Source organism: Lachnospira hominis (ex Hitch et al. 2025), from assembly GCF_040096395.1.
GTDB lineage: Bacteria > Bacillota > Clostridia > Lachnospirales > Lachnospiraceae > Lachnospira > Lachnospira hominis.
On the sequence record NZ_JBBMES010000002.1, the window covers coordinates 12,413 to 36,418 of the forward strand.

Sequence of the window (24,006 nt, forward strand, 5' to 3'; positions counted from 1 at the left end):
AATACATTTGGAAAGGAGGGAATGGGCATGAAAAGAACATTAGGAAAGAAAAACTGTGTACAGGATGGCACACTGGTGGCTTTTGCTAGTTGCAGTTGTGATTCAATGTGCAGCATTTTGGGATGCGATTGCAGTACAGGCGATACGGCAAGCAATACTTTAAGATTGCAGAATTATTCCAAATTGTTGTCAAAGGCAATCTCAGGCACATGGGCATACTAATGGCTAGGTCAACGCAGCATATGAGGGTGGGCAGTACTATGTATTGTCCACCTAATATTATAAAGAAAGTTGGATTGAGATGAATGATAAAATTCCGTTTATAAAATTGTTCAGGACATTAGATAATTTTTATTTTTTTGACGTAAATAGTAATTCGATAGTGCGTATTAATGAGGCTGTATCTCATAAAATAGAGGATTTAATTGCAGGAAACGATATTCTGAATCAGGATATGGATATTGCGAGATTAAAAAAGCGTGGGTATTTGAAAGCTAATAATGAGAATATTATAGTAGAACATTCAGCATTAAATACAGTTGGCGAATATATGAACGGTAATTTAAGACAACTTATTTTACAAGTTACACAGAATTGTAATTTAAGGTGTAAGTATTGTGTTTATTCCGGTTCATATGTTAATCGAACTCATACGAAAAAAAGAATGAGTTTTGAAATCGCAAAGCAGGCAGTGGATTTTTACTTTGCCCATAATACCAATAAAGATGCAGGTGTAATTAGCTTTTACGGTGGAGAACCATTGCTGGAGATGGAACTTATTAAGAAAATTGTTGTATATAGTGAAAAGCTATATGAGGGAAAAGAATTGAGGTTTAATATGACTTCAAATGCTACTTTATTAACGGATGAAATAGCAGATTTTTTGTATGAGCACAATTTTAATCTTACAATTAGTTTGGATGGTCCGGAAGAAGTACATAACCAAAGCAGAGTATTTGCGGATAGTAAGACGGGTACTTTTCAGTGTATTATAAAAAATTTGGAGAAAATGATAGGTCGATATCCGGATTATATTTCTAATATAAGTTTTAATGCCGTTTTAGATTCAACAAATGATTTTAAATGCAGTAGTAATTTTTTTACATATGATTTTATGAAAAATACTGTTGTTGGCGCAACAACGCTAAATGAAAATGGCAATAAACATGAAATTCAATATAGTGAGATGTTTGACATAAATTATCGGTATGAATTGTTTAAATGTTATTTAAAATATATTGGAAGACTGGATAAAAAGTTTACATCTAAAATAGTGGATAATCAAGTGGGATCATTGAAACAAGAAATACATGAGAAAATAAAAGCACCATATAGCAGAGGAAAGACATGCCATCCATCAGGACCATGTATAGCTGGAGCAGTAAGATTATTTGTGACAGTTGAAGGAGTTTTTTATCCTTGTGAAAGAGTAAGCGAAACCTGTAACGCTTATGTTATAGGTAATTTACAGGATGGATTTGATATAGAAAAAATTAAAAGTTTATTAAACGTAGGGGCATTAACAGCAGAACAATGTAAGAATTGTTGGGCGATAGAATATTGTAATTCGTGTGCATCTGGTATAGATGATGGAGATAAATTATGTCCAGAAAAACGGCTGGCACGATGTAATGATATTAAAAAGGGTTGTGAGTTAAGAATGATTGAATATTGTACATTGAGAGAAATGGGGTGTAGTTTTGAATAGAATTGCAGTATTTCCATATGATGAGAATTTTTATCCTTTGTTAAAAAATTCAGAAAGTATGGTTGGCTTTGAAATAAGCAAGGTATTTAGCATTCGTGGGTGGGGGTATGTGGGAAGAAATATATTTGATGTTTCGGATACGACTTCAAGAAATATACACGTAGAAGATATATCGGAGAAATTGAATGAAGAGGAATTTGATATTTTTCTACTGGCTGAACCAGAGCATAATATAGATGAAAATTACATAGTTCAAATTATAGACAGAATGGCTCAGATGAATAAAACAATTTGGATCTTTAAAAGTCTATCTGATGAGATAATTACCAAAATAGATACTATATGTGAAAAGAATAAAGTTGAAGTTCAATTTTTTTCTAAGGATATAGAAAATGTTGTTTTTGATGGAGAAGAAATTTTGTATGATATTAGTACGCCTATAATAACAGTTGCTGGTATGGGAGAAAAGACTAATAAAATGGAATTGCAAATGGATTTAGTTATTTCACTACAAAAAGACAAGTATAAGGTTGTATGGGTATCCAGTAGAAATGAGGCATTGTTGTATAATGGGCAGAAATTTCCGACGTTTATGTATGATGAGGGAGTATCAGAAAAGAAAAAAATTCTAATGTATAATCATTATCTAAAATGGATAGAACAGTCGGAAAAGCCGGATGTAATTTTAATAGGTATTCCAGGGGGGATAATGCCAGATAGCAAAAAACAGGTAGGATATTTTGGAATAACTTCCTTTGAGGTTTTAAATGCAATAAATCCTGATTATTTTATTATGTCACTCTATGGCAATACTTTAGGTAAAAATTACTTAGATGAATTACGTAACGTAATGAAGTATAAGTTTAATGTAGAAGTAGATAGTTTTTATGTAGGTGATATGGAACAAGATGCGTATTCATTGGATAAATTGGCACCAATAGAATATATACATTTAGGACAATTAACAGTAGACAAAAGGGTAAAGGATGTAAATTACACCGAAATTCCCGTTTATACTTGCAGCACTGTGTCACAACTATACCAGAACATGATTGAAAAATTAGGCGAGTATGATGAGTTTCAATCATTGTAATTGGAGGTAAAATGGAAAAAAAGATTAAAGAAATGATCAAGGCAACGCTTAATGTGAATATAGACAATATGACAGAAGAGGAGAAAGACTATCCTCTGTTGTCTAAAAGATTTGATGTGATGCCATACCAAATGCTTGTTTTTTTTACAAGAATTGAGAAAGAATTTGGTATAAGGATTCCTGATGAGTACATAGCAGATGGGAAGTTTAATTCGTATAATGATATTTCTAAGATAATATTAGAATTGGTTACAGAACATATGTAGCTGTTAAGAAAATTTTGCTGCTTTCTCCAAAAAATAATTCACTTTCTGCAAGGGTAATTGAAATATTAAATATTTTACTTATATTTGTAGATATGGACATATTTTAACATATTTATATCGAATAACGAAAGAAGAAATTAAATGGCTGTTATACATAATACAGTAATGCAAACTCAGAGTGTAGGATATGAATTTAAACATAATACGAGGTAATAGAGATGGATATATTAAATACTATCAATACGGTAAAAGTGTCGGGCAGTTCTGGCAGTAGTGTTAAAAAAATTTCTGAAAAGAGCAAGTGGCAATTAACGGATTCGTTGAAAGAGAAAATTGTTGAACTGGCTAAGAAGGACGCGAAAAACAATGTATATATGGGAAATGAGTTTATGAACTTGCGGAAAGCAGAGGTTACTAAAGTGGCACCAAATCGGGCGGCACTGATAGGTAAGTTCAACCAATCAATGAGTTCTGAAAATATGGGGGATATGAAAGAGATACAGGAGGCAGACAAAAGATGGATGTGTATTTTATTTGGGATACCATATGAGGCTGAATATCAGGGAGAGGGAACTGGTTCTGCGATTCATATATATAATGAAGGAGGGGAAGAAGTTCTTACATACACACAAGGAGTAGGGTGGCATGAGAAAGAGACAAAAGCAGAGACAGATGTGCATTCAACGTTAAAATCAGTATATTATGAGGCATATCATGATGCAAGAAAAGCGCTGAACACTGGAACAAATGTAGAAATCACAAATGAAAGTGTTGTGGTGCAAAGTAATTTCGATATGAAAGCATAAAACATGTAATTCAACAAATGTATATAAGGGGAATTTGACAGACAGGAGGAATACGATTATGGTAAAGTCAATGAAGAAAGTAAAGAGAATAATAGCGGTTGCTTTGGTATTCACAATGTTGTTTGCTTCACAGGTAACAGTGTTTGCAGCAGGTACAAAAGATGCAATGCAATCAGCAAATAAAGATATGTCGATTGCATTGATGCCGGGAGTTACAGGGGATTCCAATACGGTCACTTTTAATTATAACGGTCTGCCAGATAATGCGATTGTAAAAGAAGTTAAGATTGATTGTTCCAATGCATCTGTGATTGGTGGAAAAGGAGCAATATTGGCGCAGAGCCTTACCATTACCAGCCCAAGTGGAGAAACTCATACTGTTGGTTGGGGCAGAGGTAATGTGACTACTACCAATTTATTTATTGCGGAAAAAGCTGCCGGAACATGGTCTGTGTATATGACAGGAACCAATATTGCATCTCCGAGTCTTGGTTCTGCATTTATCGGGGGTACAAAATATTCACGACCTAAAATGACGATAACTTATATTTTAGAAGAGTAGAATTAAATATTCCCTACATACACATTTGCATGAATAACATTAAATAAAATCAGTCTTTGAACTATGACAGTTCGGGGCTGATTTTTTATTCGGCTTTTATCTGCTTCTTTTATAATTGCATGATTAATACAGACTATGCTTGTTTGAACATTCTCATATATCTCATTCAACATTTCAATATTAGAAACATATTTCTTAATATTGCTATCTATTTTTTCATCATTATATATACTGTATATAACAAACAATATATAAATAATTCCCAAAATGATAAGGATATTAGATTTAATAGAAAAACCAGATTGATTTTTATCCCAATTTCCTAAAGATGAACAAACTGCTCCAATAATTATTGCAAACAATTGTATAACAATATTTTTGAGAATTAGGAACTTGGTTATAATATTCGAATAATTATTGTGATAAGATTTCTGCAACTTATCAAGTTCTGTTTTTGCATCATAAAATAATAAAATAGAAAAAATGACACTTAATGTAAAAATCATAATAATCTGCAATATATTATTTTTTCCAATATGTGTCAATGATCCCATATATGAGCATAAGGCGCCTATTATCAATGGAAATATATAATTCAAAATTTTTATTATTTTCATATAAATACTCCTTGAAAATATATAATTCAAAATGAAATATAGTTCTTTATAAGAAGCATTATACTAAATATTTTCGCTTTTTTCTATAAATTGAATATACTATCAGAAATTTTATTGGTACAAAACTTATAAATATGAAAGTACAAGATCAGAGATATACACAGTATGTACAGAGACACTATATTTCAATATGTAAAAAAACAATATGGAACAATTCCAGAATATCTGTGGAATGATTTACCAGATAGTGCAATACTTCGTAATGACAATGGAAAATGGTACGCAGTATTTATGAATTTGGAAGGCTTTAAAATCGGATTGGATACAAAAGATAGGGTTGATATTATGGTTGTAAAATGTAAGCCGGATATGATAAGTGTTATGACACACATGAAAGGCTTTCTGCCGGGATATTACATGGATAAAAGCAATTGGATGACAATTCTTCTGCAACAGCGGATTTTATGATTCATTCCACGCTTATGAATGAACAGTATTCACATCAGATTGAAAATTTTAAAAATACTGTGGATGTCAGAGTAAAAGAAATGCAGTGATGGATATGATAAATAGCCAAAAAACGTCCGCTAATAGGATTTACAACAGAATATAAAGCAGATAAAGACGAATGGTATCAGATGTGCCATTCGTTTTTTTAATAAAAGCACAAATTAACCTACTTACGAGCATAAAATGATGTACATTGGGTTGTTTTCTGGACTATGAGAATCAAAGTCCCATTGATATGATTAACATGGAAAAGAGGTGCAAAATCTTGGACACAGGAAGAAAAGATGCCAATATACAGATAGGAAAGAGACTAAGAGAGGCAAGACTGAATATGAACCTCGAAAAGTCAGAAATTGCGGATGTATTGGATGTTACAGTAGAACATTATCGAAAGCTTGAGGCGGGTATAACGGGAATATCTGTAGATAAAGTGTTGACACTCTATCATAAATATGGAATTGATCCTACATATCTGATAACAGGTGAGAGCAGTATGAAAGATTTTAATCTGGATTACTATGTTGCGAACAGCACAAAGGAGCAGAGAAATGATTTTTTGACCGTGTGCTGGCTTATTTATCTAAGTTGATTAGATAAATTGAAGTGCTTCCTACTTCCAAGCCCGAAAAGGAGGAAGTGTTATGCTTAATATTGCGGTCTGTGATGACAGCAGAACAGATGTAGAAATGCTGGAAAGTGCTTTTGATAAGTTAGCGCAGTACCAGTTTTCTTATGAAGTGTATTTTACAGCGAAGGAGTTGCTGAAGCATGTTATAGATGATGGGGAAATGTATCATCTGTATATATTTGACATTGAAATGCCGGAGATGAATGGTTTGCAGCTTGCAAAAGAAATCCGGAAAATAGATGCCAAAGCATTGTTTGTATTCCTGACTGGATATACGCAGTATGTTATGGATGTTTTTGAGGTTATTACCTTTGACTATATTTCTAAACCGATTACAGTGGAAAAGCTGGAGTCCGTCCTTTTAAAAGCCATGCAGTATCTTCATATGATAAAGCGTGACTTTGTCTTTCAGTTCCGAAAAAATCAGTTTCGTATTAGCTGCGATGATATTGTGTATTTTGAGAAGAAAGGTCGTCAGGCAGTGATACATACGATCTCAGAAAATTTCAAGGCAAATATGACAACTGAAGAAATATGGAAACAGCTTGATGATAAGGTTTTTGCCCATATTCATGTATCATATATCATCAATCTTGGGCATATCAGGGCGATTGAGGGAGATGAAGTAGTGATGGACAATGAAGAAAGACTTCTGATTGCCCGTTCCCATAAGCAGAATTTAAAAGAAAAACATATGGAGTTTGTAAGGAGGATGGTTTAAGGATGGAATATGTGATACGCTTTGCCATCAGCCTGTTTGATCTGGCAGTGTTTATGTATTATTTTCATTCCAATAAGAAAATGAAACCAGTATCAAAGGTATGGATATTGGCTGGATTTACCATTGCTGCAATTATATGGACATTTGTCAGTAGCATAAAAAATCCGTATCTGAATCTTGCGACTCTTTTGATTGTGCTTATACTGTTATCATTTTATTATATATCAGGAATGTGGACGAGAATTATAAATATTGTGACATTCATGGGTATTGGAATGCTGTTTGAACCTGTAGCTTTGCTGTTACTCCATGCGATGAATTTTCATATGGGAGAAAGTTATAAATATTATTTTGTAATGGTAATATGCAGCTTTGTTCGTGGAAATGTGATGTATATTCTGTCAAAATTGATTTCAAAGAAAGGGATGCAGATTGCTGATTTTCCGAAAGAAATTTTGGGTGTGCTTGTTATGGTATTTGCCTTTACGGTGTTGAACTGTTGCTTTGTTATTCTTTTGTCATTGGAAGCTGGCAGTGAAAAAAGCCTGCTTATGTGTGCCAGTATTGTAATTTCCATTGTCCTGACAGATTATTTTATGCTGTATATGATGGAACGCTTTAATTATCTTGTGCAAAAACAGTATGAGGATGCAATGTACAGGGAAGAAATGCACTATAAAGACATCTATTATGAAGAAGCAGAAAAACAGAATAAGGAAGTGCAGAAGTTAAAGCACGATATGAAACATAAATTGCATGAACTGTATTATCTGGTGGAAAATAGTGATGGGCAGGAACTTTCAGAGAAAATCGGTGCGATGTGCAAGGAATTTGAGCAGATAGATGAAAAGCAGTATTCTGATAATCCAATCGTAGATTCTGTGCTCCGCATTAAATTTGGCAGGGCAAAGGCGAGGGGAATAAAAGTAGAAACATCTATTCGTATTCCAAAGCAGATGCAGCTTGATCACGGGGATATAGGTGTATTGTATGGAAATCTTGTGGATAATGCGGTAGAAGCCTGTAGCAAGGTGCCGGAGGGACAGCGTTTTGTAAAGATTGAAAATAAGTACCAGTCGGGGATTTTGCTTCTTGTAATAACAAACAGCAAAACAGGAAAGAAAAATAAAAGCCTGAAAACAACCAAGAAAGATAATATCAGACATGGGCATGGTGTTCAGAGTGTCCGTAAAGTGATAGAAAAATACAATGGAACGGTCAGTTTTACAGATAAAGGGGATATATTTGAGGTTTCAGCAATGCTCTATGGAATTGAAGTGAGGGAATAAATGCAAAGTGTTACACTTAAATGTCAATCTGTTACACTTTGACGGATTTTCCTGTAAAGTATGATATAGTGCATTCATCAAATGAAAAGGAGGACATACATATATGTCAAAATTAAGAAGATTGATGAACCGACTCAGTCATGGAGCATTAAGCAGCGTGGCAGCACTTGCCCTTACGGTAACTGCAACAAATATGAACCGTTGCTGCTGGTTTATTTTCGGACAGGACAAGTTACCGGATAATGCGAAAAAACTTAGAAAATTTTAAGGTGGTAACAGGGTATGATTGCTAAATTTGCAAAGAAGATAAATGAAATATTGATACAAAAGGGGATTGTGCAAAAAGAGGAGGCAGAACTGTACCAATATGGGATAGAAAATGGTATTGTTGTTGCAGGAAACCTTTTGGCTTCTGGAATATTTGGCATTGTGACGGGGAGACCGGGACTTGTTCTGGTCTTCCTGTTATTTTATGCCTCGTTGAGAAGCTATAGTGGGGGCAGCCACTGTAAGAGTAGAATCGGCTGTTTTTTGATTTCAATGGCAATTTTATTTATTCCGGTTTATACATATGAGCCTGTAATGAAAAATGTTCCTAATGCCTTGATTTTATTGATCGGAGTTCTTGCCGTGGTAATTATTATTGTCCTTGCCCCAGTGGAAAGTATCAATAAACCGCTTGATGAGGAAGAAAGAAGGTATTATGCAAGGGTAACACATTGCATAACGGCATTGCAGGTATGTGTTCTTATCATTTTGTTTTGTCTGGATCTGCAAGATTATTTTTATGCCGGGTATGTAAGTATAGTCCTGATAGCAGTATTTATGGTTATGGGAAAGATTGCAGTGAAACGATATGTGCAATAGCAAAATGTATTAAAAATAGGTATTGATATATAATTTTGTAGATGAACATGGGATATTAGCAATATAGAGTAATGGTTAAAATTTTGGATGAAAATGCCGAAATATAATAAAAAATAGGAAAATATACAAAAAATAATCCAACCAAATGAAAGAAGTATGTCAAATTTGTGTGTGGAAGGAGATGAGCATATGTTCAGAATTGCTATATGTGATGATGAAAGACATTTTAGAAAACGTATTCATGATATTTTAATAGAATATATGAACGAAAATGATATATTGTACGAAATTGATGAATTTGAATCAGGAAAGGATTTTATAAGTTTAGGTATCAATCTAGCAAAGTATGATATTGTTTTTCTGGATGTAAATATGGATGAACTGGATGGAATGGAAACTGCGCAGAAAATAAGAAAAGTCAGCAATGATGTTTTTATAGTTTTTGTTACAGCATTTATTACATGTGCCCCTCAAGGATACAGCGTAGGAGCTATAAGATATATTTTGAAAAATAATGTAAATTTTCCAGAATTAATATTTGAGTGTATGGATGCAATCAGCTTGAATATGAATTATGTAGCCCCAAAGAAGAAATTTAACTTTAATGAGGGTACAAAGATTGTAGCATTAGAGCGTTTATTATACATAGAGAGCAGATTGCATAAACTTGAGTTTTACATTATGGAGGACAAGTTAAAAAAATATTCAATATATGGCAAACTAGATGAGCTGGAAAAAGAGTTGCAAGGTAATGATTTTATCCGGATACATCAAAGTTATCTGGTTAATATGAAACATATTGAGAAAGTCAGCCGGTATGAGGCGTTATTGAACAATGGTATTAAATTAGAAATTCCAAAAGCACGGTATAAATTTGTTGAAGAAACATTTGTTTCGTATAAAGGAGAAATATAGATGTTGGTTAATTACATTCAAAGTATAATGCTGACGGTATTGGAAATAATATGTTGTAAAATATTTTTTGAAAGTTTTGCTGAAAAGAGATCCGAAAATAATTGGAGAAACTGTAGTATTATTTTAGGAACGGTAATATGTGGATATATAATAGCTTTGTTATTTTATGATCAGTTTGTTCTAAAGCAGATGTTAGCTATTGTTGTCATTGCGCTGTTTATGAGCTTTTATTTTAAAATCCATTTAAAAAAAGCAATAATCGTATCATTATTATTTCAAGCATTGCTGCTTTCTGTAGACTATTTTACACTTTGGCTAAATGTCTCTCTCTTTCATAGTGTAGCAGAAATTAATGAGTCACATTTTGTAGGTGGAAGTTTAATAACAGTTTTGGCAAAAATAATTCTTTTTCTAGTTGTTCTGCTTATCAGGAAGAAAATAGGAGGGGAGTCCTCGGATGTTTTAAGAAGTACAGATTGGCTTCGATTTATCTTTTTTCCACTTTTTACAATTTTCACAGTTATTGCATTGTTCATAACATCTGGAAGCATTGAGAATCAAAAGCAGGAAAATGTATTCTTGGTTATAGCATTGTGTTTGGCAGGAATGAATATAGTTGTGTTCTGTATGATAAATGACATATTAAAGCGTGAAATTAAGATTCGTGAAAATGAAGTATTTCAACTGAAAGCACGAAATCAGACAGACATGTACCGCTCTATTTCAGAAAATTTTGTTAAACAACGGAAAAAAACACATGAATATAAGAACCAGATTATGTGCATTGAGTCTTTGATAGAGATGGAAAATTATGATGAACTAAAGGATTATGTGAGAAGCATAAGCGGAAATTTAAGTACAGAATTAGATTATATTAAAACAAATAATGTGATTATTGATGCTATATTAAATAGCAAATATAAGGAAACATTGGATAAAGGAATGGTATTTATTTTTCAAATCAATGATCTATCAGGAATTAAAATGCGTGATGAGGATATTGTTGTTATATTATCGAATCTTTTGAATAATGCAATAGAGGCTTGTGAAAAGTGCTCAGGCAAAAAAGTTATGAAAATGAAACTGGTTAAAGAGAAAGACAACATTATTATATCTGTAAAGAATACATATGATGGTAAACTTAATATTAAAGATGGAGAAATACAGACCTCAAAGAAATATGAAATGGATGAGCATGGGATTGGAATAAAAAATATAATTGAGGTTATAACAAAATATCAAGGTTCTTATGCTATACGAAATGATAATAATGAGTTCTACTTCTCAGTTATATTGCCAAACTAAGATGAACCTTAAAAAAGTGATTTGCTGTCAGCAAATCACTTTTTTGTCATTTTCTGCAAAAAAAGGTCACTTTCTGCAATGGATATTGTTTTGTAAACAGATAAAGTTATACTTAATTTGGCAGGAGGCATAACTATGATTGAAAAAATAGCGGATGATTTAATTGGTCAGATGACAGAAGCAAGGTTAATTGATAAAGACATGGAAGAAAGATATATTTATGTCTTTATCTGTTGGATTGAGAAATTTATTACGGTTGGCAGTATTATCGTAATCAGTTTGGCGTTCCATAAACTGTTTCCAACTATATTTTTTCTTGTGTTTTTCTTAGAATTAAGAAAGCGAACTGGCGGATATCATTTGGACAAGTTTTATAAATGTTATTTGGCAACCGTTGTTTCTTATTTAGTTATTGTAATTATCAGTGCAAGACTGTCAGAACATCCGCAATGGTTATTTGCAATATTGGTAATTGCTATAACGGGGATAGGATTGATTGGTACAGTGAATCATCCTAATATGCACATGACATCAGAGGAATTGATGGAATCGAAAAAATCCGCAAGGACTATTGTTTTACTTGAGGGGTGTATAATATTGGGATGTGTTCTGTTAGATGCGGATATGGTTTACATTAGTTATATGGCAATAGCTGTTATATTATGTGCAGCTTTGCTGTGTATAGCAAAAATTTTTAAACAGGAGGTGAGAGAGAATGAAGCAGGTTAATAAGAAAGTGTTGAAGGTTGTAGAACGTGTCATGAGAAAAGAAGCTGTATATGGGATAGATGGATTTCCACCTGCGTGTTTAGGAATATGGCATCAGCCGAAACGTCCGAACATAAAAAAAAGGTAAAAGGTTATTGAAAATAATGTTCAAATTGTTGTACAAAATAAGCTTAGAAAGGCGGGAATTGATATGAAAAATAAATTTATAACAACAGTGGTTGCGACAGCATTGGCATTAACAATGACATTTTCATTGGCTAATGGAATGGATGTTAAAGCAGCAGAAATCACAGAGGATTCTTTAGTCGCAGCAGAAGATACTAATGTTGGAAATGAATCGGTGGATATCCAGCAACAGGAACCTGTAGAAATTTCAGAATTGGAAACAACCGAAAATAATGACTTATCGAAATCGTCAGAAAGTATTACAGTAGATGAAAGTATTGCAGAGGATATTTTGGCTACACAAGCTGATACTGCGGTTGTAGTCGGTACGGTTAGTGACTATTTGACAGCAAAGGGCGATGCAAAACTTTATAATATTAATTTGCCAGCAGGGGTATATTTGCAAGCACAGTTAACAACGCCTGCTAATGCAGATTTGGATTACGATTTGTATTTATTGGATGCAGAAGGCAATATTTTAACGGGCTCAGATTATTATACTTATATTAATGGCACCGCAGGTACATTGCCGGAAGCGTTAGGCTATATAACATCAGGTGATACAGCAACATATTATTTGTATGTATTAGCATCTGAGGGCGGAAGTGTAAGTGAATCATTCACATTGGATTATTCAGTAAGTACAGCGTGTGATTCTTATGAGATTGACGAGTCTGTAAGACAGGCATTAGCATTTACATATGGAGCAGGAGGGGCTTATATTGAATCAAGAAATTTAAGTTCTCCGATTGATAATGATTGGTATGTAATTACAGTGCCAAGCAGTAGAATTTATGACAAATTAAAAATTTCTGCTACTACAGCTTCAACAAATACCTGTTCTGTAGAAGTATATCAGAATGTTGCATCAGAAGGGTATCAAATGAAACGAGTAGGCAGCGGAAACACTATTTCTGTTTCGTCAGGAAAATATTATATTAGAGTTTCCAATGCAAAAACTATGGAGAATTTTGATGATTTGGACATTCAGAATTATAAATTGTCTATTACTCCTATTTTGAAGGCTACAGGTATTGTTATAACTGATCTTAAAGGTTCAGAAGGGTTAAATAAGGTTGTTAATTATCCTGGATATGGAGCACATTTCAGAACGCAGGGATCTGGAACATTAACTGTTTATGGAGTGCTGACAGCAACAGACAGTTCGACGGGTGTAACGTATGCAGTTGGGGGAGAGCAGATTAACGGATTATATTATAGTCCGGCATGGGAGGCTAATAATACCTCTGCGAATGCAATAAGGCGAGGTACAGGTACTACAGACTCAAGTGGTAAATTTGAAATTGATATTTCTTTACCACCTGGAATTGGTGTATATTCGTATTATGGTTCAACATCCACTCATTATTTTGATATATGTGGAGTTTCTGTATCGCCAAGTGATGATAGTAGCATAAGTGCTTCAGAGACTATTTTCCATTTGGCATATACTATGTATCATCCGTTTTAATGTGTAAATTGTAACTAAGAAAATATAAAAATAGGTTGTCACACGATTTGGTGTGTCAACCTATTATGCAAAATACAGGAGGGTTAAAATGAAGATAGCTACCCAACATTATCAGGACAGCGTGATCACTCCGTATGGTAATAATCACTGGAATGGAAAAGAGAAAATTGATATTTCTAAGGAAAAAGATGATGCGGTTATTCTGGAAATAAGTGCAAAAGGTAAAAGAGCAATACAGCTAAAAGAGAAAAACGAATTTGAGCAGGATATTGTTCAAGTGGATAAAAGTGCAGATGATTTACCAGCATATTCAGGAATGTATGATGTTGACAAGACGATATCGTCTTCTCTTGAAAATTGTAGCAAAGAGGAACAGGGATTTGTATATGATATTATCCGCGAAAATTTTCTTATTGGAAATGGCAGCTCTGTGAGTGAGGAGGAGCGTCAGGCTAATATATCATTAGGAATGAAAAAAGCGGAATATGCTGCAAATAATTTTATATCAGAAGATAAAAAAAGTTCCTTTTTGGATGCAATGGAATCTATAGCAAAGCTGGCAAGTGCCGGAAAGATGAATGCAGATGGAAATATGGATTACGGGGTAAAAAAAGGAAATTATTTAGGACATGGTAGTAATCTTGTTTACACTACAGATGGTCTTGATATGATGAGGTCAATGGATTCAGGTGCATATGATGAATATCAAAGGATCAGTAGAGAAAGTAGTAATTCTGATAGACAGCTTAACACTTTAAAATACTTGACAAATTGGTATTCTAATGCTGTAACGAAAAATCCGCATATGGTAGAGAAATATGAAGCTAAATCGGATGAGTATATTGAAAAAAATGTAAAAAATCAAAAAGTAGATTCAATTTTTTCGGATTTGAAAACAGAAAGTAAGTCTGCTTTTATTGAAAGTTTGAAAGCATTTCAAGCACAGAATCCTAATTTCTTATCCAATATCGTTAATAAGGAATTGTCAAGAAAGTATTGGGCATATGGTATTATCGCCTAAGGGTGAGGATAAATATGAGATGAAGTATGTTCCGGAAGATTTTGACAGGTATGATCAAGGATTTTTTGGAAGAGCGAAACCAGAATATATTATTGTTAAGGGAGAGTGTTTGGAAAAATTAAAACAGCAAGGGTATGAAATGGACTGTTGGCAAAAAGGTATTCCGTTGGCGATAAATAATAAACATCCTGATAGCATAAAATTAAAGGGATTTTGACAGAATATGCAAAGTATTACACGAAAATGTCAAAGGATTACAGTTTACCAAAACCCATAATAGTTTCTGATATAATGCGATAAGTCAGAAAGGATGATGGGGCTATGGGGAAAAGAGAGCACATATACGAAATTATTGCAGAGAATATCAGAAAAGAACGCAGAAGGCTTGGAATTACGCAGGCAGAGCTTGCAGAACGGGCGGATGTATCATTGGATACTATCAAAAGTGTTGAAAATGGCAGAAGGGCAATGAGTCTTGATACATATTTGAATATTGTTCATGCATTGGAGTCATCGCCTACGGTTCTGATGAGCCAGCAGCACCCAGAAAAACACATTGAGCGTTTTGCATTTATGATGAATCGGTGTGACGAAAGAGAAATAGAATTTGCATTACATATGATTGAACAAATATTAAGAGGACAGGAAGATTATCTGAGTGAATAGACGGGTAGTTATCCTGTCCTTTGTCTATGACTCTTTTGCAAATTTTTCAGCGAGATGGTATATGATTTCTTCAATGGTGGGAGTTTCATTATCACATGGAAAGTCTGTCCAGAAGCGTTGCATTTGTGGATCAGGGCTTTTTAAAGCAATGGAAACTGCCCGCCCAATTTCCTGTTGGACTTCTTCTTTTGTGATTCCTTCTTTTTCGGCAATGATTTCCAAATATTTATCAACAGAGTATGTGTTTTTATCATTCATAGTGTTGTTGTGAATCCTTTCTGAAAAGGGTATCTGCGAGCAAATTGTCAGGTGATTGAATTGTCCCGGTTGAATACCATAAAAGTAAAACAGATAATCCGTTCTATATTACATAATAACCTTGAGAGCTGTTTTCTATGCAGATTATGGCTATTTTCTATTCTATCATATACATACAGTATGGTGCATACACGCACCATATCATTATAGGACACTCTTGCGTAGAATACAAGGAGGAGGTCTTTGTAATGATAGTATATGACAGGTTATGGATTACACTCAAGAAGAAAAATATTAGCCAGTATGCACTAATTAAAGATTATGGAATAGATAAAGCACAGTTACAGCGATTGCGAAAGAATATGGTCGTAAAAACGGTAATCCTAAACAGATTATGTTCCATACTTGATTGTAAGATAGAGGACATCATGGAGTTTGTGCCGGATGAGGATATTAAGTAAAGAGATATTTCCAAAATGTAATGAGAGTTTGGAAATATCTCTTTTTTTTAATCCTCAAATATTTATATTCTTGGTATTAAGGTGTACAATATTCCACCTGAAATAGCTGGTTTAGTCACTCTGACAAAAGATTCGCTTACGGTACAATGAATACAGCTTAAGCGAATATATAAGGTGCCGGAAAAGAGTGGAAGGTGTACTACGATATTGTTAATAGTGGAGAAAGAATAAAAGAGTTGCGTGCGGCAAGAAGAATGACAAGACAGCAGCTTGCCGAGCAGATTGGATTGTCAGTGGATGCTCTGCGGAAAATTGAAGCTGGTGTAAATGGAGCAAAAATAGATACGCTGATTAGTATTGCTGAATTGTTTCATATAACGTTGGATTATCTTGTGTGTGGGTGTGAAAGAAAGGCAGAAGTCGATGATCTGCTGGTTGGTCTGAAGGAGAAGGAAGTACAGTTTATCCGGAATATGGTATTAAATGCCGTTGACAATATGAAACTTCTGACAGAATAAAAAAGTCGGATTGCATTTTTGATAATGCAGTCCGGCTTTTTTTATAAGGATTTGGAACAGGTGGGAGTGTTACTCTTAGTTCAAAAGAGTGTCGGTTACTGTAGAAGATGCGTGGTGTCAGTTATACTTTGTTCAGGTTCTGAGAAAAGAACCGTTGAATATTGAAAACAGAATAGGACACGCATATCCCACGAGCTTATATCGCCTTGTCTATGACAGGGTGGCAGAATCCCATTTCGTGCGATGACTATCCTCAGAACTGTAGCCGATTATGAGAAACGTAACAGCAGGAGCCTTTAAGGATAAGAGCAGAGGGTTGTGCCTACCGGGTTAGCAGCCGGAGGTAATGAGATAATAAGTGCACCTGAATTTCAGCAAAACGCATTTTCAGAGAGTGGCTACTTTCGTAAGTCCAGATGGGCAGGAAACTACGAAGTGATTGTGGCTGGCAAAGGATATGTTACCCGATATGGGGATGGTTAAGAAACCGGGAAGATAGTATTTTATCTTCCCACACAAACTGATTTATGGTCACCGACAGAAAAGAAATGTTTAGGTGTGATGGTGTGGAGAGTACAGATAAGTCAGCTTATGTGAGGAGATAAAGTGCGCACAGTATCAAATCAATATTATTTATAAGGAGATTTTAAGATGGAAAGAGCAATTATATATTGTGCAAAAACAGGATTAGAGGCTACAGATCATTTTGTGCCGGAGCTGCTTGAAAAGTATTGTAAGGATAATGGCTATGAAATTGTAGCTATGCTTTCAGAGCCTGCTTCTACAGAAGGAGTTTCATTTCCGATGAAATATGCCTTTATCGGTTTAAATATGGAGGAAGATGTTAATACAATCATAACACTTTCAAAGGATATGATTGGTGCAACAGATGAGACCGTTATTGATACACTTGGAAAACTCAGCGAATATGATATCTATGTGGAGGATATTAATGGAGAACTTGAAGAGTGTTATGAGATGATGTACAAAGAGCCTGTTCAGGAAAGTGATATAAGAGGGCTGGTGCTTGATACGGTATCAAAGTTCTATCATAACATCAGGGACGGCAGATAGGAGGCAATATGCAGGATTCCAGAGAAAAAAAGCAATGTCTGATATTTGTAAGGAATAATGCAAATGATACAGCTGACCGTATCGAGGCATATGCAAAAAAGTCCGGCATGAAAGTTGTTGAGACAATTTTTAATACAGATAAAAAAGCGGTTGAACGATTAAGATATTATATTGAAAGAGATGTCATTATCTGTGTGCTGGTAAGAGATGTGGTAGACATTTCAATGGAACTTAATGAGATTAAAGCTGTAATGACACTTGCAGCGGAACATGGAATCAGTATTAATGCAGAGAGCAGGGGCTATGAACCTGCTCTCATTTCTTATGAATGATATGACAGAAGAAAATAGAAAATTAAAACTGATTATATTTCCGGGCGAAACAGTAGTGATTGATGAATATGGGAAACGGATTGTTGCCTGTCCGACAGAGGATGAGGCAGAAGAATATATCAGGGAACAGGAGGAATGACATAGATGAAACTGAACAGGGGCGACATTGTTATTGCAAATCTGGAGTCAGTAAGTAAAGGGAGCATTCAGAAGTATACAAGACCTTATATTATTATCTCAAATAACAAAGCAAATCAGTATTCACCGGTTGTCACAGCAGTAGCCATGTCCACAAAAACATGGAAAAAGAAATATCTGCCAACCCACTGTCCAATACCGGCTGCAAAGGTAAAGGTTACTGACACAGATTTTGAGGTATTTGACAGTATGGCATTATGTGAGCAGATTGTATCCATTGATGTAAATGTCCAGATTGAGAGGGTAGTTGCTTCAATTTCAGATACAGAACTACTTGATAAGATTACAGAATGTGTAAAAATCCAGATTGGGGCATATGAAAAGTACAATTAAATATTACCGGGGCATTTGCTCCGGGTTACATAGCCACCTGTATTTTATGGGTGGCATTTTTACTGAAAGGGGGGATAGATTTTATGACAGCAGAAGAATACAGAGCACTATTAGATGTGGATTTTAACAATGTAAAAATAGAAGATCTGACTGATATTAGAAAAATTAAAATAGATAAAAATCAGCCACAGAGTAAGAGGCAGGCACAGTTCTTAAAACAGGTGGGAAATCCATATATGCTGCGTCGTGGAAGTATGATGATTAAGGTAAGCTTTGCGAATAATGGACTGTCGATGGAACAGGCATTTGAAAATCTGCTTTTGAATGTCTGAAAATTTGTGGTGGAATTTCAAAGTGATATGTGCTATGATGTTTTTGGTATAAAAATTCTAAATTAGTGCATATCACCTTATTGAAAAGTTATCTTCTAACTTAAACAACAATAGGAGGATGTGCATATGAGTCAGATAAGTCAGATCAAAAAGATCTATCATGCAGCCATCTATGTTCGTTTATCGAAGGAAGATGGCGCTGTTGCTTCACATGAAAAAACTGAGAGTAACAGTATCGCAAATCAGAAATCACTGATTAGAGATTTTCTCGAAAACAAAAATGATATTGAGGTTGTGCAGGAGTATGTTGATGATGGTTTCAGCGGCTCTAATTTTGAGCGACCGGCATTCCAGATGATGCTTGAAGATATTAAGAAAGGCAAAATTGATTGCGTTGTCACTAAGGATCTGAGCAGATTCGGAAGAGAATATATAGATTCAGGTATGTATATTGAGCGATTATTCCCTGCTATGGGAGTAAGATTTATTGCAATCAATGATGGTATTGATTCCGGAGAGGCAAAGTCGCAGTCAGATGAGATTATTATTCCATTCAAAAATCTTATTAATGATGCTTACTGTCGTGATATTTCAATTAAGATACGTTCACATCTTGAAATTAAGAGAAAGCAGGGAGATGTAATCACGGCATTTGTGCCATATGGATACAAAAAGAATGATAAAGATAAGCACAAACTGGAAATTGATGTATATGCAGCAAATGTTGTGAAAGATATTTTCAGAATGAAGTTGCATGGAAAAAGTCAGGATGCAATTGCATGTGAACTTAATTCATCAGGAATACTTCCACCGGCTGAGTATAAAGCAAGCACAGGAAGCAATTATCAGACATGCTTTAAGACAAAAGAAAAGTCGGAGTGGACTTCAGTCATGGTAAGGAGAATCCTTACAAATGAGGTTTATATAGGTAATCTCGTACAGGGAAAACAGACAACACCGAATCACAAGGTCAAAAAGACCATAATCAAAGAAAAATGCGAATGGATAAGGATTGAAAAGAACCATGAGCCGGTTATCACGGACAGGGATTTTGAAGTAGTACAGAGATTGCTTGCAATGGATACAAGAACATCACCGGACAGAGAGGAAGTTTATCCGCTGTCAGGGGTAGTTACCTGTGGCGGCTGTGGGATTCCCATGGTAAGAAAAACTTCAAAAGTGGGTGGTAAAACTTATGCCTATTATCTGTGTGCAACCCATAAGGATTCAAAGCAGTGCAGTTCCCACAGAATTTCCACGGATAAGTTGGAAGAAGTGGTGCTAGAGCTTTTACAGACACACATTGATAACATGATTGACCTTAAAAGAATTCTTTCTTTTATCGGCAACGTGCCGTTTCAGCAGCTTGATATGAAAAAGCTTGAGGAAAGGCGTGAAAAGAAACAGGCAGAAGTAGACAGATGTGCAGATCTCAGAGGAATGCTTTATGAGGATATGAAGGATGGTATTATTTCAAAGGAAGATTACAAGGAACTTCATGCAGCATATGAGCAGAGAAAAAAGAATGCTGAGATTGCTATTCATCAGATTGAATTGGAAATGGATGATGTGTTGAATCGTAAGAGCAAAGGCTTTGTATGGCTTGATTATTTTACGGAACATAAAAACATTGAGAAACTCACGAGGGAAGTGGTTGTATCTCTTATCCGTGAAATAAAGGTATTTGATAAGAATCACATTGAAGTAGTGTTTGACTTTGATGACTGCTACAAGGAATGTCTTGATGTAATAGAAAGTCAGGGACATTTTGTTGAAGTGGACAGTACGGGAAAACTGAATATCAGATTAAAGGAGGCTGTGTAGTATGGCAAGAAAGAGTAGAAAAAATACGCCGATTGCAGTTGCAGAGCCAACTGACAATCTGACAACAAAAGCAGTTTTAAGCCTGGATAAGGAGGCAAAACCATATCAGGTTGGAATCTATGCGAGACTTTCATTCGAATCAGAGGCGAATAAGGAAAGAGATACTGTAGATACACAGATTGCATATATCAGAGAGTTTATTAATGGGCAGGATGATATGGTAGAAGTTTGTGTGTATGCTGATATATCTGTTACAGGAACAACTTTTGAAAGACCGGAATTTGACCGTATGATTCATGATATCCGGGCAGGCAAAATCAATACTGTTATTACTCGTGATCTTAGCAGACTTGGCAGAAATTATGTGGAAGCAGGCAACTACATTGAGAGGGTATTTCCTTTTCTTGATGTGAGATATATTGCTATCACAGATGATTTTGATACTGCAAGACCGGGAACTGATTTATCCGTACCGTTTAAGAATATTGTGAACGAATATTATTCCAAAGACCTTTCAAAGAAAGTAGAGACCGGAAAGCATAGTATTTGGGCACAGGGCGGCTTCAGCGAGGGAACGCCACCATATGGATATTACAGGGCTACAGATGGTTCAAGAAAGCTTTTGATTGATGAAGAGGTATCTGACAATGTAGTTAGAATTTTTAATATGTTTTTGGATGGGAAGGGATATGCTGGTATTGCAAAGACTTTGCAATACGAAGGAATTCTTTCACCTCCGAAATACAGATTCTATAAGTCAGGAAAGATTGAACTTGCTGAAAAAGCAAGAGAATGGCACTATTCGCATGTAAAAGAGATACTCCAAGGGGAATATTACATTGGAAATATTGTTCATGGAAAGCAAAGGAAGGCTCTTGATACCGGGAGAAAGAATGTTAAAACAGATGCATCAACATGGCAGCGAATAGAAAATGTTCATGAACCAATAATTGATAAGGACACTTTCTACAAAACAAGGGAGAGAATGGAGCATATCAAAAAGAAGCATTTAGAAGCATCAAAACCTAAAGCTGATGTTCCAAATAAGCCGGATAATATTCTGGTATATAAAACAAAATGCGCCTGTTGTGGAGGCAGTGTATTGATTGGCAGGCATCACACTTATTCAGAAAAGTTCTATTATAAGTGTAAGAACCGTAGAAAATTAGCTAGGCTATGTGAAAATAAGTACTCTTATGATTATTCTGAGGTTATGGATAGTGTTTTTTCTGTTATCCGTCAGCATATGAGTTTGTGTGTTGAGAAAACAAAGTTTGTTCAGAAGATGAACAGCAGAAAAGAGAATGTTCTTCAATATGATATTTATACCAAGCAGATAGCAAAACTTCAAAATGATGTAAGAAGAATTACCGCTAACAAAAGTGGTTTGTATGAAGATTATAGGGAACAGTTAATCACTGCGGAAGAACTGTGCCAGTATCAGAGAGAATATGAAAGCAGAGTAAATGAGATTGAAGCGCAGATTACTGAATTGCTTCATCGAAGAAGTCTGTATGAAAAAGAATTTCATATTGATGAAGGATGGGAAGAAACTGTCAATAAATATATGGCTAAAAGAAAACTTACAAAGGAGCTTGTGGATGCTTTTGTATCGGAAATTGTTTTTTATGATGGCAATATAGAAGTTAAGCTCTTGTATGATGATTTCCTAAAGGAGTTGCTTAAAGTGGCAGAAGAAAGAGAGGTGAGCAGCAATGGATAAGACGATAGCTCTCTATATGAGATTATCAGATGAAGATGACAACTTGGCTGCTCATGAGGAAAGTAACAGTATTTCCCATCAGCGAAAGTTAATGCTTGATCATATCCAGAAACTGCCTGAACTAAAGGACTGCAACATAATGGAATTTTCAGATGATGGATATTCCGGAGCAGACTTTAGCAGACCTAATTTTGTAAAAATGATGGATCTGGTAAAGGCTGGTAAGATTCAGGTTATTGTGACGAAGGACTACAGCAGACTCGGACGAGATTATCTTGAAGTTGGTAACTATATGGAATGTATATTTCCGGTTCTTCAGGTAAGATATATCAGCGTGAATGATAATTACGATTCTGCTAACAGCTTTGGTTCAACCGGAGGTATGAGTGTTGCACTGAAAAATCTTGTGAATGCATTGTATTGTAAGGATGCATCAAAAAAGGTAAGAGCCGCTAAGGCAGTGTTGGCTAAGCAGGGAAAGTACATTGCTGCATTTGCTCCTTTTGGATACCAGAAAAGTGAAGATGATAAGCATATGTTAGTGCCTGACCCAGTAACAGCACCTGTTGTCCAGCTGATATTTGAACTGGCTATTAAAGGCATGAAATACACCGAGATTGCAAATTATCTGAATAATAATGGATATGATAGCATATTTGAGTATTACCAAAAGATTGGAGTTAAGAGATGTTATGAAAGGGATATTGGTGAGCACATGTGGAGTGCCAGTACAGTAATGGAGATTTTATATAATGAAGTCTATATTGGTTCTGTAATCAATAACAAGACGGCTGATAATATTGATACCGGTCATCAGGTTGTGCAGAGAGATAAAGAGGACTGGATAATTGTTGAAAACTGTCATGAACCATTAGTTTCTGTGGAAGACTTCAAGCTTGCTCACAAGATGATAGCAAGACGAGAAGTGACGAAGAGAAAACCAAATGGAAAGTGGCGTAAATCGTATATTCGCTGTGGAATATGTGGTAAGGGACTTTATAAATACGGAAATAAATCCTCATACAGATGCCACAACGGTCATGTGTCACGTATTAGAGGTGAAGAACTTGAGGCGACACTTCTAGACATTGCTAGAAATATGGCATTGGCTCAGTTGCAGGAATTTGAGTTGAAAACTGATGGCGGTAATTGTCCAGATAATCTTGAAAGGGAAATCGAATCACTTAAAAAGTCAAAGGCACACTATGCAAAGCTAAAGTTTGAGATATACGATGATTATACAAAAACAAATATCACTCGTGATCAGATGGCAAAAAAGACTGCAGAAGTTAAGCAGAAAATCGCAGAGATAGAAAGTCTGATTACAGAGAAGCAGGAAACACTTGATATGCAAAAGGATCTCTTTCTTGATGCAAAGCAGGAACAGCTAACAAAGCTTAGTAAGTTGGATGAGTTTGATGAAGAAGTAATCAGATATCTCATTGATTATGTGTTGGTGTATGATAATGAGCATATTGAAATCAGATGGAACTTTGATGACTTTCAGGCTGGATGATGGTATAATCAGTAGTAATAGCGAGAAAACAAAATTATAAAGAAGTAACATGGGGAATCTTGCTAAAGGTTCCCCATTGATAAAAAAAATTAATTTTT

33 protein-coding genes are annotated in these 24,006 nt (G+C 35.0%); 31 read left to right on the plus strand and 2 right to left on the minus strand.

Annotated features, from left to right (window positions below; genetic code table 11):
* Window positions 1–27: 27 nt before the first annotated feature.
* The 6 genes from WMO38_RS01800 to WMO38_RS01825 all read left to right on the plus strand — a co-directional run bounded on the left by WMO38_RS01800 (window position 28) and on the right by WMO38_RS01825 (window position 4,435).
* Window positions 28–222, plus strand: a complete 195-nt coding sequence (locus WMO38_RS01800; protein WP_195287310.1) for a CLI_3235 family bacteriocin precursor — start codon at window positions 28–30, stop codon at window positions 220–222.
* 79 nt (window positions 223–301) lie between these two features.
* Complete coding sequence (gene ccpM / locus WMO38_RS01805) at window positions 302–1,708, plus strand: Cys-rich peptide radical SAM maturase CcpM (protein WP_195287309.1); 1,407 nt, start codon at window positions 302–304, stop codon at window positions 1,706–1,708.
* The gene (locus WMO38_RS01810) at window positions 1,701–2,801 is read left to right on the plus strand and encodes a TIGR04066 family peptide maturation system protein (RefSeq protein ID WP_195287308.1); all 1,101 of its coding nucleotides are present in this window, start codon (window positions 1,701–1,703) and stop codon (window positions 2,799–2,801) included. Before ccpM ends, WMO38_RS01810 begins: the two co-directional genes overlap by 8 nt.
* Window positions 2,802–2,812: 11 nt before the next feature.
* Entirely contained in the window at window positions 2,813–3,067 is a 255-nt protein-coding gene (locus tag WMO38_RS01815; protein WP_195287307.1) for a hypothetical protein, read from the plus strand.
* A 218-nt stretch (window positions 3,068–3,285) separates the two neighbouring features.
* A complete protein-coding gene (locus tag WMO38_RS01820) occupies window positions 3,286–3,873 on the plus strand; it encodes a hypothetical protein (protein WP_195287306.1) in 588 nt (195 codons plus the stop codon).
* 58 nt (window positions 3,874–3,931) lie between these two features.
* The gene (locus WMO38_RS01825) at window positions 3,932–4,435 is read left to right on the plus strand and encodes a hypothetical protein (RefSeq protein WP_207734401.1); all 504 of its coding nucleotides are present in this window, start codon (window positions 3,932–3,934) and stop codon (window positions 4,433–4,435) included.
* A 2-nt stretch (window positions 4,436–4,437) separates the two neighbouring features.
* Here the strand turns inward: WMO38_RS01825 and WMO38_RS01830 are convergent, their stop codons facing one another.
* On the minus strand, window positions 4,438–5,052 hold the full coding sequence (locus WMO38_RS01830) for a hypothetical protein (RefSeq protein ID WP_227701397.1): 615 nt from the start codon (window positions 5,050–5,052) through the stop codon (window positions 4,438–4,440).
* 165 nt (window positions 5,053–5,217) lie between these two features.
* Between WMO38_RS01830 and WMO38_RS01835 the strand changes: the two genes are divergently transcribed.
* The 14 genes from WMO38_RS01835 to WMO38_RS01900 all read left to right on the plus strand — a co-directional run bounded on the left by WMO38_RS01835 (window position 5,218) and on the right by WMO38_RS01900 (window position 15,339).
* Entirely contained in the window at window positions 5,218–5,520 is a 303-nt protein-coding gene (locus WMO38_RS01835; RefSeq protein WP_227701398.1) for an MmcQ/YjbR family DNA-binding protein, read from the plus strand.
* Window positions 5,521–5,827: 307 nt separating this feature from the next.
* The gene (locus WMO38_RS01840) at window positions 5,828–6,151 is read left to right on the plus strand and encodes a helix-turn-helix domain-containing protein (RefSeq protein ID WP_349161206.1); all 324 of its coding nucleotides are present in this window, start codon (window positions 5,828–5,830) and stop codon (window positions 6,149–6,151) included.
* A gap of 52 nt (window positions 6,152–6,203) precedes the next feature.
* On the plus strand, window positions 6,204–6,911 hold the full coding sequence (locus WMO38_RS01845) for a LytR/AlgR family response regulator transcription factor (RefSeq protein ID WP_015567858.1): 708 nt from the start codon (window positions 6,204–6,206) through the stop codon (window positions 6,909–6,911).
* 2 nt (window positions 6,912–6,913) lie between these two features.
* Window positions 6,914–8,200, plus strand: a complete 1,287-nt coding sequence (locus tag WMO38_RS01850; protein ID WP_118332359.1) for a sensor histidine kinase — start codon at window positions 6,914–6,916, stop codon at window positions 8,198–8,200.
* Window positions 8,201–8,303: 103 nt separating this feature from the next.
* Window positions 8,304–8,468: a cyclic lactone autoinducer peptide gene (locus WMO38_RS01855; protein ID WP_006859755.1), complete on the plus strand. Its 165-nt coding sequence runs from the start codon at window positions 8,304–8,306 to the stop codon at window positions 8,466–8,468.
* Between the two features lie 14 nt (window positions 8,469–8,482).
* Window positions 8,483–9,067: an accessory gene regulator B family protein gene (locus WMO38_RS01860; RefSeq protein ID WP_118375753.1), complete on the plus strand. Its 585-nt coding sequence runs from the start codon at window positions 8,483–8,485 to the stop codon at window positions 9,065–9,067.
* A gap of 189 nt (window positions 9,068–9,256) precedes the next feature.
* Window positions 9,257–9,982 carry a LytR/AlgR family response regulator transcription factor gene (locus WMO38_RS01865; RefSeq protein WP_330615695.1) on the plus strand — a complete coding sequence of 242 codons (726 nt, stop codon included), beginning with the start codon at window positions 9,257–9,259 and terminating at the stop codon, window positions 9,980–9,982.
* Window positions 9,983–11,287, plus strand: coding sequence for a sensor histidine kinase (locus tag WMO38_RS01870; RefSeq protein ID WP_349161207.1), 1,305 nt, complete (start codon window positions 9,983–9,985; stop codon window positions 11,285–11,287).
* Between the two features lie 135 nt (window positions 11,288–11,422).
* Complete coding sequence (locus tag WMO38_RS01875; protein ID WP_117996888.1) at window positions 11,423–12,016, plus strand: accessory gene regulator B family protein; 594 nt, start codon at window positions 11,423–11,425, stop codon at window positions 12,014–12,016.
* Complete coding sequence (locus tag WMO38_RS01880; RefSeq protein ID WP_006859579.1) at window positions 12,003–12,143, plus strand: cyclic lactone autoinducer peptide; 141 nt, start codon at window positions 12,003–12,005, stop codon at window positions 12,141–12,143. The genes WMO38_RS01875 and WMO38_RS01880 overlap by 14 nt, the downstream gene beginning before the upstream one ends.
* Window positions 12,144–12,206: 63 nt before the next feature.
* Window positions 12,207–13,652, plus strand: a complete 1,446-nt coding sequence (locus WMO38_RS01885; RefSeq protein ID WP_006859580.1) for a hypothetical protein — start codon at window positions 12,207–12,209, stop codon at window positions 13,650–13,652.
* Window positions 13,653–13,740: 88 nt separating this feature from the next.
* Window positions 13,741–14,673, plus strand: coding sequence for a hypothetical protein (locus WMO38_RS01890; RefSeq protein ID WP_349161210.1), 933 nt, complete (start codon window positions 13,741–13,743; stop codon window positions 14,671–14,673).
* Window positions 14,674–14,692: 19 nt separating this feature from the next.
* On the plus strand, window positions 14,693–14,890 hold the full coding sequence (locus tag WMO38_RS01895; protein ID WP_226947687.1) for a hypothetical protein: 198 nt from the start codon (window positions 14,693–14,695) through the stop codon (window positions 14,888–14,890).
* A gap of 104 nt (window positions 14,891–14,994) precedes the next feature.
* The gene (locus tag WMO38_RS01900) at window positions 14,995–15,339 is read left to right on the plus strand and encodes a helix-turn-helix domain-containing protein (protein ID WP_006859583.1); all 345 of its coding nucleotides are present in this window, start codon (window positions 14,995–14,997) and stop codon (window positions 15,337–15,339) included.
* A gap of 24 nt (window positions 15,340–15,363) precedes the next feature.
* Here WMO38_RS01900 and WMO38_RS01905 read toward each other — a convergent pair whose 3' ends face one another.
* On the minus strand, window positions 15,364–15,597 hold the full coding sequence (locus WMO38_RS01905) for a hypothetical protein (protein WP_044999568.1): 234 nt from the start codon (window positions 15,595–15,597) through the stop codon (window positions 15,364–15,366).
* 248 nt (window positions 15,598–15,845) lie between these two features.
* Between WMO38_RS01905 and WMO38_RS01910 the strand changes: the two genes are divergently transcribed.
* The 11 genes from WMO38_RS01910 to WMO38_RS01960 all read left to right on the plus strand — a co-directional run bounded on the left by WMO38_RS01910 (window position 15,846) and on the right by WMO38_RS01960 (window position 23,908).
* On the plus strand, window positions 15,846–16,058 hold the full coding sequence (locus tag WMO38_RS01910) for a helix-turn-helix domain-containing protein (RefSeq protein ID WP_014081251.1): 213 nt from the start codon (window positions 15,846–15,848) through the stop codon (window positions 16,056–16,058).
* Window positions 16,059–16,252: 194 nt separating this feature from the next.
* Complete coding sequence (locus tag WMO38_RS01915) at window positions 16,253–16,576, plus strand: helix-turn-helix domain-containing protein (protein WP_005602820.1); 324 nt, start codon at window positions 16,253–16,255, stop codon at window positions 16,574–16,576.
* A 318-nt stretch (window positions 16,577–16,894) separates the two neighbouring features.
* Complete coding sequence (locus WMO38_RS01920; RefSeq protein WP_005602814.1) at window positions 16,895–17,059, plus strand: hypothetical protein; 165 nt, start codon at window positions 16,895–16,897, stop codon at window positions 17,057–17,059.
* 168 nt (window positions 17,060–17,227) lie between these two features.
* Window positions 17,228–17,650, plus strand: a complete 423-nt coding sequence (locus WMO38_RS01925) for a hypothetical protein (protein ID WP_021923717.1) — start codon at window positions 17,228–17,230, stop codon at window positions 17,648–17,650.
* Between the two features lie 8 nt (window positions 17,651–17,658).
* Window positions 17,659–17,982, plus strand: coding sequence for a hypothetical protein (locus WMO38_RS01930; protein ID WP_055225167.1), 324 nt, complete (start codon window positions 17,659–17,661; stop codon window positions 17,980–17,982).
* A complete protein-coding gene (locus WMO38_RS01935) occupies window positions 17,954–18,121 on the plus strand; it encodes a hypothetical protein (RefSeq protein WP_156337705.1) in 168 nt (55 codons plus the stop codon). The genes WMO38_RS01930 and WMO38_RS01935 overlap by 29 nt, the downstream gene beginning before the upstream one ends.
* Before the next feature lie 5 nt (window positions 18,122–18,126).
* Entirely contained in the window at window positions 18,127–18,513 is a 387-nt protein-coding gene (locus WMO38_RS01940) for a type II toxin-antitoxin system PemK/MazF family toxin (RefSeq protein ID WP_006859319.1), read from the plus strand.
* A gap of 83 nt (window positions 18,514–18,596) precedes the next feature.
* Window positions 18,597–18,845, plus strand: a complete 249-nt coding sequence (locus WMO38_RS01945) for a DUF6870 family protein (RefSeq protein ID WP_021923722.1) — start codon at window positions 18,597–18,599, stop codon at window positions 18,843–18,845.
* 126 nt (window positions 18,846–18,971) lie between these two features.
* Window positions 18,972–20,669, plus strand: coding sequence for a recombinase family protein (locus WMO38_RS01950; RefSeq protein ID WP_055195972.1), 1,698 nt, complete (start codon window positions 18,972–18,974; stop codon window positions 20,667–20,669).
* A gap of 1 nt (window position 20,670) precedes the next feature.
* A complete protein-coding gene (locus tag WMO38_RS01955; RefSeq protein ID WP_055195973.1) occupies window positions 20,671–22,392 on the plus strand; it encodes a recombinase family protein in 1,722 nt (573 codons plus the stop codon).
* Window positions 22,385–23,908, plus strand: a complete 1,524-nt coding sequence (locus WMO38_RS01960) for a recombinase family protein (protein WP_007889590.1) — start codon at window positions 22,385–22,387, stop codon at window positions 23,906–23,908. The genes WMO38_RS01955 and WMO38_RS01960 overlap by 8 nt, the downstream gene beginning before the upstream one ends.
* Window positions 23,909–24,006: the final 98 nt, after the last annotated feature.

Excerpts from the sequence above, each read along its gene's own strand:
- WMO38_RS01800 (WP_195287310.1), top strand. The coding sequence starts at position 28 with ATGAAAAGAACATTAGGAAAGAAAAACTGTGTACAGGATGGCACACTG.
- ccpM (WP_195287309.1), top strand. The coding sequence starts at position 302 with ATGAATGATAAAATTCCGTTTATAAAATTGTTCAGGACATTAGATAAT.
- WMO38_RS01815 (WP_195287307.1), top strand. The coding sequence starts at position 2,813 with ATGGAAAAAAAGATTAAAGAAATGATCAAGGCAACGCTTAATGTGAAT.
- WMO38_RS01820 (WP_195287306.1), top strand. The coding sequence starts at position 3,286 with ATGGATATATTAAATACTATCAATACGGTAAAAGTGTCGGGCAGTTCT.
- WMO38_RS01825 (WP_207734401.1), top strand. The coding sequence starts at position 3,932 with ATGGTAAAGTCAATGAAGAAAGTAAAGAGAATAATAGCGGTTGCTTTG.
- WMO38_RS01830 (WP_227701397.1), bottom strand. The coding sequence starts at position 5,052 with ATGAAAATAATAAAAATTTTGAATTATATATTTCCATTGATAATAGGC.
- WMO38_RS01835 (WP_227701398.1), top strand. The coding sequence starts at position 5,218 with ATGTACAGAGACACTATATTTCAATATGTAAAAAAACAATATGGAACA.
- WMO38_RS01845 (WP_015567858.1), top strand. The coding sequence starts at position 6,204 with ATGCTTAATATTGCGGTCTGTGATGACAGCAGAACAGATGTAGAAATG.
- WMO38_RS01850 (WP_118332359.1), top strand. The coding sequence starts at position 6,914 with ATGGAATATGTGATACGCTTTGCCATCAGCCTGTTTGATCTGGCAGTG.
- WMO38_RS01855 (WP_006859755.1), top strand. The coding sequence starts at position 8,304 with ATGTCAAAATTAAGAAGATTGATGAACCGACTCAGTCATGGAGCATTA.
- WMO38_RS01860 (WP_118375753.1), top strand. The coding sequence starts at position 8,483 with ATGATTGCTAAATTTGCAAAGAAGATAAATGAAATATTGATACAAAAG.
- WMO38_RS01865 (WP_330615695.1), top strand. The coding sequence starts at position 9,257 with ATGTTCAGAATTGCTATATGTGATGATGAAAGACATTTTAGAAAACGT.
- WMO38_RS01870 (WP_349161207.1), top strand. The coding sequence starts at position 9,983 with ATGTTGGTTAATTACATTCAAAGTATAATGCTGACGGTATTGGAAATA.
- WMO38_RS01875 (WP_117996888.1), top strand. The coding sequence starts at position 11,423 with ATGATTGAAAAAATAGCGGATGATTTAATTGGTCAGATGACAGAAGCA.
- WMO38_RS01880 (WP_006859579.1), top strand. The coding sequence starts at position 12,003 with ATGAAGCAGGTTAATAAGAAAGTGTTGAAGGTTGTAGAACGTGTCATG.
- WMO38_RS01885 (WP_006859580.1), top strand. The coding sequence starts at position 12,207 with ATGAAAAATAAATTTATAACAACAGTGGTTGCGACAGCATTGGCATTA.
- WMO38_RS01890 (WP_349161210.1), top strand. The coding sequence starts at position 13,741 with ATGAAGATAGCTACCCAACATTATCAGGACAGCGTGATCACTCCGTAT.
- WMO38_RS01895 (WP_226947687.1), top strand. The coding sequence starts at position 14,693 with ATGAAGTATGTTCCGGAAGATTTTGACAGGTATGATCAAGGATTTTTT.
- WMO38_RS01900 (WP_006859583.1), top strand. The coding sequence starts at position 14,995 with ATGGGGAAAAGAGAGCACATATACGAAATTATTGCAGAGAATATCAGA.
- WMO38_RS01905 (WP_044999568.1), bottom strand. The coding sequence starts at position 15,597 with ATGAATGATAAAAACACATACTCTGTTGATAAATATTTGGAAATCATT.
- WMO38_RS01910 (WP_014081251.1), top strand. The coding sequence starts at position 15,846 with ATGATAGTATATGACAGGTTATGGATTACACTCAAGAAGAAAAATATT.
- WMO38_RS01925 (WP_021923717.1), top strand. The coding sequence starts at position 17,228 with ATGGAAAGAGCAATTATATATTGTGCAAAAACAGGATTAGAGGCTACA.
- WMO38_RS01930 (WP_055225167.1), top strand. The coding sequence starts at position 17,659 with ATGCAGGATTCCAGAGAAAAAAAGCAATGTCTGATATTTGTAAGGAAT.
- WMO38_RS01935 (WP_156337705.1), top strand. The coding sequence starts at position 17,954 with ATGAACCTGCTCTCATTTCTTATGAATGATATGACAGAAGAAAATAGA.
- WMO38_RS01940 (WP_006859319.1), top strand. The coding sequence starts at position 18,127 with ATGAAACTGAACAGGGGCGACATTGTTATTGCAAATCTGGAGTCAGTA.
- WMO38_RS01945 (WP_021923722.1), top strand. The coding sequence starts at position 18,597 with ATGACAGCAGAAGAATACAGAGCACTATTAGATGTGGATTTTAACAAT.
- WMO38_RS01950 (WP_055195972.1), top strand. The coding sequence starts at position 18,972 with ATGAGTCAGATAAGTCAGATCAAAAAGATCTATCATGCAGCCATCTAT.
- WMO38_RS01955 (WP_055195973.1), top strand. The coding sequence starts at position 20,671 with ATGGCAAGAAAGAGTAGAAAAAATACGCCGATTGCAGTTGCAGAGCCA.
- WMO38_RS01960 (WP_007889590.1), top strand. The coding sequence starts at position 22,385 with ATGGATAAGACGATAGCTCTCTATATGAGATTATCAGATGAAGATGAC.